This window comes from Nonomuraea sp. NPDC050310 (assembly GCF_040655795.1).
Classification (GTDB): domain Bacteria; phylum Actinomycetota; class Actinomycetes; order Streptosporangiales; family Streptosporangiaceae; genus Nonomuraea.
The window spans coordinates 301,753-308,145 of the sequence record NZ_JBFAKP010000007.1; the positions used below are offsets into that span (position 1 = coordinate 301,753).

Below are 6,393 nucleotides of genomic sequence, written 5' to 3' on the forward strand. Positions count from 1 at the left end.
CGGCAGGGTGAGCAGCCAAGCCGTCGCGATGGTCAGCACGCCCTGCCAGCGTACCCGGCGGCTGCCCTCGCCGGCCGCCGCGCCGACGACGCCGGCCGCGACGGACTGGGTCATGCTCACCGGCCCGCCCAGGGCCGAGCTGCCGAGCACCGCGCCGGCCGCGGCGGTCCCGGCGGAGACCAGGTGCAGCGGGCGGGCCAGCACGAGCCGGCGGCCGAGCCGGGCGCCGACCCCGGGCAGGCTGGTCATCGCGCCGGCCAGGAAGACCATGACCAGCAGCGCCATCCAGCCGGAGGTGAGGCCGACCGGCCCGACGCCGCCGGGCCCCTGCCGGGCGACCTCGATCGCGACGCCGGCCACCGCGATCATCTTCTGGCCGTCGTTGACCGCGTAGGCCAGGCACTGCAGGCCATAGGCCAGCAGGTGCGCGGCGAGGATCAGCCGGGACATCTGCCGGTGCGCGGGCACCCGGCGCGACAGCGCGGCCAGCCCGTAACCGAGCAGCACGCCCGCCAGCGGCGCGCAGGCCCCGATGGCGAGCACGACGGCGAGCCCCGGCAGGGACACCGGCAGGCCCGCGCCGAGCCCGGCCAGCCGCTCGGTGAAGGTGGTCGCCACCGCGACCCCCAGCAGGTACGGCCCGCCCATCAGCGCGAGCGCGGGCAGCGCGACGGTCGTCCAGGTCGGCGCGCCCGGGAAGCGCAGCCCCAGGCCGATGATCGCCGCGCCGTCGTCGGCGCAGGTGACGAGCACGAACAGGACCGTCGTGACGGCGAAGGCGAGCGTCCATGCCACCACGGGTCCTTCCTGGTGGAGGTAAGTGAACGGTAAATGAACAGATCACTCAATGTCTAGACATGCAGACCATCGGTCCTCGCTGCGACCAGCACGTCCTAGACATAAATATGTCTTGACAAAGCCTCGCGCCCGTTTCATCGTGAGGCCCACACCACACCCCAGTCAAGGAGAGCGACCATGCGCCCGCTGCTCGTGGCAGCCCTGACCGCTGTGCTCGCCGGAGGCTTAGCCATGCCGGCCTCCGGCACCGCCATCCCGTCCGTCGACCCCAAGGTCGAGACGCCCGCGCTGTTCGACGACGAGGCCGGCGGCAACGCCAACGGGGACGACCCCGCCATCTGGGTCCACCCCGGTGACGACGAGGACAGCGTCGTCGTCACCACCGCCAAGGAAGGCGGCCTGAACGTCAACGACCTCGACGGCGACCTCACCCAGCACTTCGACGCCCCGCCCGCCCCCGGCCCCGACGACGAGAACGGCCGCTTCAACAACGTCGACGTCACCTACGGCTTCGCCGGCAAGGACCTGGCCGTCGTCACCGACCGCGGCCGCGACCACCTGCGCTTCTACGCCATCCACGACGGCCACCTCACCGACGTCACCGACCCCGCCGTGCCGTTCCTGTTCAACACCACCCAAGAACAGGTCAACGACCAGGAGACCGGCTACGGCCTGGCCCTCTGGAAAGACGCCACCGGCACCTACGCCCTGGTCAGCCGCCGCCACAAGACCAGCGTCGCCCTGTTCAAGCTCCAGGCCACCGCCGGCGGCAAGGTCGGCTACCAGCACGTGCGCAGCATCGACCTGCCCGCCTCCTTCACCCTGCCCAACGGCACCTCCTGGACCCCGTGCATGGAGCCCGACGAGCTGGCCCAGGTCGAGGGCATGGTCGTCGACCAGCAGCGCGACGTGCTCTACGCCGCCCAGGAGGACGTCGGCATCTGGCGCGTGCGCGCCGACCTCACCACCGCGCCGGTCCTGATCGACAAGGTCAAGGAGTTCGGGGTGCCCGGCACCTACGACCCCGAGACCGAGGAGTGCACGCCCGGCGCCGACCCCGGCTACGGCGGCAGCCACCTGTCGGCCGACGCCGAAGGCCTGACCATCTACTACCGCGCCAACGGCCGCGGCTACCTGCTGGCCTCCAGCCAGGGCGACAACACCTTCGCCGTCTACCGCCGCGAGAGCGGCAACGCCTACCTCGGCCAGTTCCGCGTCGGCGCCGGCGCCGGCATCGACAGCGTCGAGCACAGCGACGGCTCCATGGTGCTGAACGTACCGCTCGGCGAGTTCGAGAGCGGCCTGTTCGTCGCCCACGACGGCGCCAACACCCCCGAGGTGCCCGACCGGGAGAACACCAACTTCAAGTACGCCGAATGGGACGACATCGCCGACGAACTCGACCTCGACGTCGACACCGACGGCTGGAACCCGCGCGACTAGCCGTCGCCGCCGGGGCCGGGAGACGTCCGTCTCCCGGCCCTGCTTCAGTCCTGGACCAGCAGCGTGGCCAGCAGGTCGTCGAGGGTCACCAGGCCGCGCAGCGAGCCCTCGCCGACCAGCGCCACCTGGCTGTGCGCCGCCCGCATCGTGCTCAGCGCCGCCGACACCGTCGTGCCCGGCGCCAGCACCGGCACCGGATGCACCAGCCGCCGCGCCGGGACGGCCGAGCCGCGCACCCGGGCGAGATAGGCGTCGCGCACGTGCAGCACGCCCAGCGGCCTCCCGTCCTCCCAGACGATCATCCTAGTCCGGTCCGCCTCCGCGGACAGGTCGATCACCTCCTGCGGCGAGGCCGCCGCCGGGACGCCCACGATGTCGGCCACCGGCACCACGAACTCGTCGATCGCCACCGTCGGCGCGGCCAGCGCGCGGCTGAGCACGCCGTGCTCCTCCGGCTCGATCAGCCCCAGCCGCCGCGACTCGGCCACCAGATGCCGCAACTGCGCCGGGGTGCGCGGGTTGCCGCCGTCCTCGCGCGGCCGGACCCGGAACAGCCGCAGCAGCAGGTCGCTCATCCCGTTGAGCAGCTTCAGCAGCGGCCGGACCACCACGGTGAACCCGCGGAAGGGCAGCGCCAGCACCGTCGCCGAGCGCTCCGGATGGGCGATCGCCCACGACTTCGGCATCATCTCGCCGATCACCATGTGCAGGAAGGTGACCAGGCCCAGGGCGAGCACGAAGGCCACCGCGTGCGCGGCGGCCGACGGCAGGCCCAGGCCGTGGAAGAGCGGGGCCAGCGTGCCCGCGATCACCGGCTCGGACACCACGCCCAGGCCCAGCGAGCACAACGTGATGCCGAGCTGCGCGCCGGCCAGCATGAGCGACAGCTCCCTGATGCCGTTCACCGCGGCCCTGGCCGCCCGGCTGCCGCGGGCCGCCTGCTTCTCCAGCCGGTGCCGCTTGGCCGCGACCAGGGCGAACTCGGCGGCCACGAAGAAGCCGTTGCCCAGCAGGAGGGCGAGGGTGACGGCCAGACCGGCGCCGAGGCTCATGCCCGCTCCTCCCGCCCGGACACCGGCGTCAGCCGTACCCGCTCGGGGACGTGGTGGTCGAGCGTGAGGACCTCCAGGCGCGCGTGCGTCGGCGCCCGCTCGTCCAGCGTCGGCGCCAGCGCCACGGTCAGCACGTCACCGGGTACGGCGAAGCGGCCCAGCTCGTTGAGGATGAGCCCGGCCAGGGTGTCGTAGTCGTCCTCGTCCGGCAGCTCCAGGTCGGTGGCCAGGGCGATCTCGTCGATGCGCAGGGCGCCGTCCACCTCCCAGCCCTCGCCCCGCCGGACGATCGCCGGCTCGTCCACGTCGTTCTCGTCGGCGATCTCGCCCACCAGCTCTTCGGCGATGTCCTCCCAGGTCACCAGGCCGGCCAGGCCGCCGTGCTCGTCCACCACCACGGCCACCTCCTCGCCCTGCGCGTGCAGCTCGGCGACCAGGTCCGGCAGCGAGGTCGAGAACGGCACGACGATCACCGGCCTGGCCAGCTCCCGCAGCCGGGTCGTCGCGGCCCGCTCGGGCGGCAGCGGCGTCAGCTCCTTCAGCCCGACCACCCCGACGACGTCGTCCAGCCGGTCGCCCAGCACCGGGTAGTGGGTGTGGCCGTAGGTGGCGATCAGCCGGTCGAGCGCCGGGACGGTGGCCTCGGCGTTGACCGTGATCACGTCCACCCGGGGCACCATCACCTCCTCGGCGGTGTGGTCGGCGAAGGCCAGCGCGCGCTCCAGCACGTCGGCCTGGCTGCCCGGCAGGTGGCCGTGCGCCTCCGACTCGCCGATGATGTGCCCCAGCTCCTCCAGCGTCGCGCCGTGATGCAGCTCCTCGACCGGCTCGATGCCGATCGCGCGCAGCAGCCTGGTCGCCGCGCCGTCGAACAGCCGGACGACCGGCCCCGCGACGGCCAGGTAGACCAGCGTGGACCCGGCCAGCGCGCGGGCCAGCCGCTCGGGCCTGGCCAGCGCGAGGTTCTTCGGCGCCAGCTCCCCGAGCACCATCTGCACCACCGTCGCGACCACGAACCCCAGCGTCAGCGCCAGCCCGCCGACCACACCCGCCGGCACGCCCAGCGCCTCCAGCCCCGGCGCGATCAGCTCGGCCAGGGCCGGTTTCGCGATGAACCCCACCACCAGCGCGGTCACCGTGATCCCGAGCTGGGCGCCGGACAACATGAACGACAGCCGCTCCATCACCCGGACCGCCTTGCCCGCCCTGCCGTCCCCCTCTGCCGCCCGCTGCGCCAGCAGCAGCCGATCGGCGCTCACGAAGGCGAACTCCTGCGCCACGAAGTAACCCGTGGCCAGCGTGAGGACGACCACGGCCAACAGCCCCAGGGCCACGTTCACCTCTGCCGTCCCCTCTTTCCGGCGAGTGTTCCCAGATCAGACGCTATCCGATCAGTCGGAGACCACCCGCGAAGGGCCACCTGCCCCGCCTGTCCCCCCGGAACCACCCGGCCCGGCGGCCGCCCGGTCCTGGTCGGGGGCCGCCCGGGCTGGCCGACGTGTGGGTCGACCCGCTCGCCGACCCCGCGCTGTGGGGCCGGTCCGTCGACGGCGAACGGTATGCCGTCATCGCGCTCGCCCCTCCGGACTGACCTCCGTCCCGGGGAGACCGGTGGTGAGCGACAGCCGCAGCAGGCCGCGGATGGTGGCGTGCTGCGGCTCGGGCGCGGCCCGGACGGGCATGCGCAAGGCGGTGGACAGCCGCGTCACCAGCGCGCTCTCGTGGGCGCCGCCGCCGGTGACGACCAGCCCGGCCTCCCGCGCGGTGGCACGGGCGCGGCCGGACAGGCGGTGCAGCAGCGCGGCGGTCATGGCGACGACGCTGTCCTGGGCGTAGGAGACCAGCCCGGCGGAGGTGGTGGCGGCGAGCTGGAGCGCGGTGGCGTCCTCGATCGCGCCGCCACGCAGGGTGACGGCCTCGACGATGCCCGCGCCGACGTCCAGCAGCAGCCGCGGGCGCGGGTCGGCGAGGTCGAGCCCGGCGCCCGCCGCGGCGGCCAACGGCTCCTCGATCAGCGTGACCGGGCAGCCCGCCGCCGCCCCGACCGACTCGCGTACGGCCCGCCGGTCGTGGGAAGAGGCGGCCAGCGGGATCCCGGCCACCACGTGCGCGACCGGCCAGCCGCCCGACAGCCGGGCCTCGCGCATCACCAGCCGGGCCAGCTCCAGGCAGGAGCCCCGGTCGGCGACCATGCCGTGCCGCAGCGCCTGCCCAGAGCGTGGCGGCCTGGCGGAGAGGTGGGAGGGGAGGTGGGAGGGGCGGTCGGCGATGGCCGGGCTGGCCGAGCACAACGAGCGGGTCCGGGCGGTGCCCAGGTCGAGCGCCACGAAGCTGACCCCGCCGGGAGCGGCTCGCACGGCGCTCACGCCGCCTCCCGGGGCCGCGGCGGAGTGGCGCAGGAGACGCAGGTGGGACGGTCGGGCGTGCGCAGCAGGTGGGCGAGCGGGATGAGCGCCCCGCAGAGCCGGCACAGGCCGTAGTCGCCGTGGTCCATCCGTTCGAGGGCGGCCTCGGCGGTGCGGGCGGCGGGCGTGCCGGCGCGCAGCTCGTACAGCAGGGCGCGCAGCTCTTCCAGGCGGTTGAGGTGGCGGTCGTAGTTCTGCAGGTGGGCGTGGACTGATCTGGTTTCGGCCATGACGAGACCGGCTCCTAGCGTGGGAAAGGGACGCGGCTGGAGTGGGTCAGATCAGCGGCGGGCTGCGCGGCCCGGCGATGCGGTGGGCGAGCTGCTGCGGGTCACGCAGGGCGTCGGCGCGCAGGCCGGGGCCGGGCAGCAGGACCACGTGGGCGGGCAGGGTACGGTCACCGGCCGGCCACAGGATGACGGCGCCGGCCTGGGTGCGCGGCGGCGGCGTGGAGAGCTGGGAGTCCCAGCCGTCCCAGCTCACCGTCTCCTGCGCGGCCCGTGCCTGCTCGCCGCCGGTGCCGGCGGCGCTGCCGTACAGCAGGCCGCCGAGCAGCAGAAGCAGGCCCATCACGCACGGGAGCGCGATGGCGCCGAGCGGTCGGGTGCCGGAGCCTGCCACAAGGCCGACCATAGCCCACTTCCGGCTGATCCCGCCCCGTCCAGGTCCGGGCCGAAGACGAAGGGTCCCGCCGG

At 74.0% G+C, this 6,393-nt stretch carries 7 protein-coding genes and 1 pseudogene; 2 read left to right on the top strand and 6 right to left on the bottom strand.

The window, feature by feature from the left end:
- Positions 1–54: 54 nt before the first annotated feature.
- Positions 55–648, bottom strand: a pseudogene (locus AB0I67_RS20365) (hypothetical protein); the annotation flags it as partial.
- On the opposite strand from AB0I67_RS20365, the gene AB0I67_RS20370 reads away from it, so the two are divergent.
- Both AB0I67_RS20370 and AB0I67_RS20375 read left to right on the top strand, forming a co-directional pair.
- Complete coding sequence (locus tag AB0I67_RS20370) at positions 533–820, top strand: hypothetical protein (protein ID WP_357925614.1); 288 nt, start codon at positions 533–535, stop codon at positions 818–820. The pseudogene AB0I67_RS20365 and the gene AB0I67_RS20370 sit on opposite strands and share 116 nt — an antisense overlap.
- Positions 821–975: 155 nt before the next feature.
- On the top strand, positions 976–2,241 hold the full coding sequence (locus tag AB0I67_RS20375) for a phytase (protein ID WP_357925617.1): 1,266 nt from the start codon (positions 976–978) through the stop codon (positions 2,239–2,241).
- A gap of 44 nt (positions 2,242–2,285) precedes the next feature.
- Here AB0I67_RS20375 and AB0I67_RS20380 read toward each other — a convergent pair whose 3' ends face one another.
- The 5 genes from AB0I67_RS20380 to AB0I67_RS20400 all read right to left on the bottom strand — a co-directional run bounded on the left by AB0I67_RS20380 (position 2,286) and on the right by AB0I67_RS20400 (position 6,319).
- Positions 2,286–3,293 carry a hemolysin family protein gene (locus AB0I67_RS20380; RefSeq protein ID WP_357925620.1) on the bottom strand — a complete coding sequence of 336 codons (1,008 nt, stop codon included), beginning with the start codon at positions 3,291–3,293 and terminating at the stop codon, positions 2,286–2,288.
- Positions 3,290–4,633 carry a hemolysin family protein gene (locus AB0I67_RS20385; protein WP_357925622.1) on the bottom strand — a complete coding sequence of 448 codons (1,344 nt, stop codon included), beginning with the start codon at positions 4,631–4,633 and terminating at the stop codon, positions 3,290–3,292. Before AB0I67_RS20385 ends, AB0I67_RS20380 begins: the two co-directional genes overlap by 4 nt.
- 225 nt (positions 4,634–4,858) lie before the next feature.
- Positions 4,859–5,659 carry a rod shape-determining protein gene (locus AB0I67_RS20390; protein ID WP_357925625.1) on the bottom strand — a complete coding sequence of 267 codons (801 nt, stop codon included), beginning with the start codon at positions 5,657–5,659 and terminating at the stop codon, positions 4,859–4,861.
- Positions 5,656–5,928: a TraR/DksA C4-type zinc finger protein gene (locus AB0I67_RS20395; protein ID WP_357925628.1), complete on the bottom strand. Its 273-nt coding sequence runs from the start codon at positions 5,926–5,928 to the stop codon at positions 5,656–5,658. The genes AB0I67_RS20390 and AB0I67_RS20395 overlap by 4 nt, the downstream gene beginning before the upstream one ends.
- A 46-nt stretch (positions 5,929–5,974) precedes the next feature.
- Positions 5,975–6,319 (bottom strand): hypothetical protein, encoded by a 345-nt coding sequence (locus AB0I67_RS20400; RefSeq protein WP_357925631.1) that lies wholly within the window; start codon positions 6,317–6,319, stop codon positions 5,975–5,977.
- Positions 6,320–6,393 lie beyond the last annotated feature (74 nt).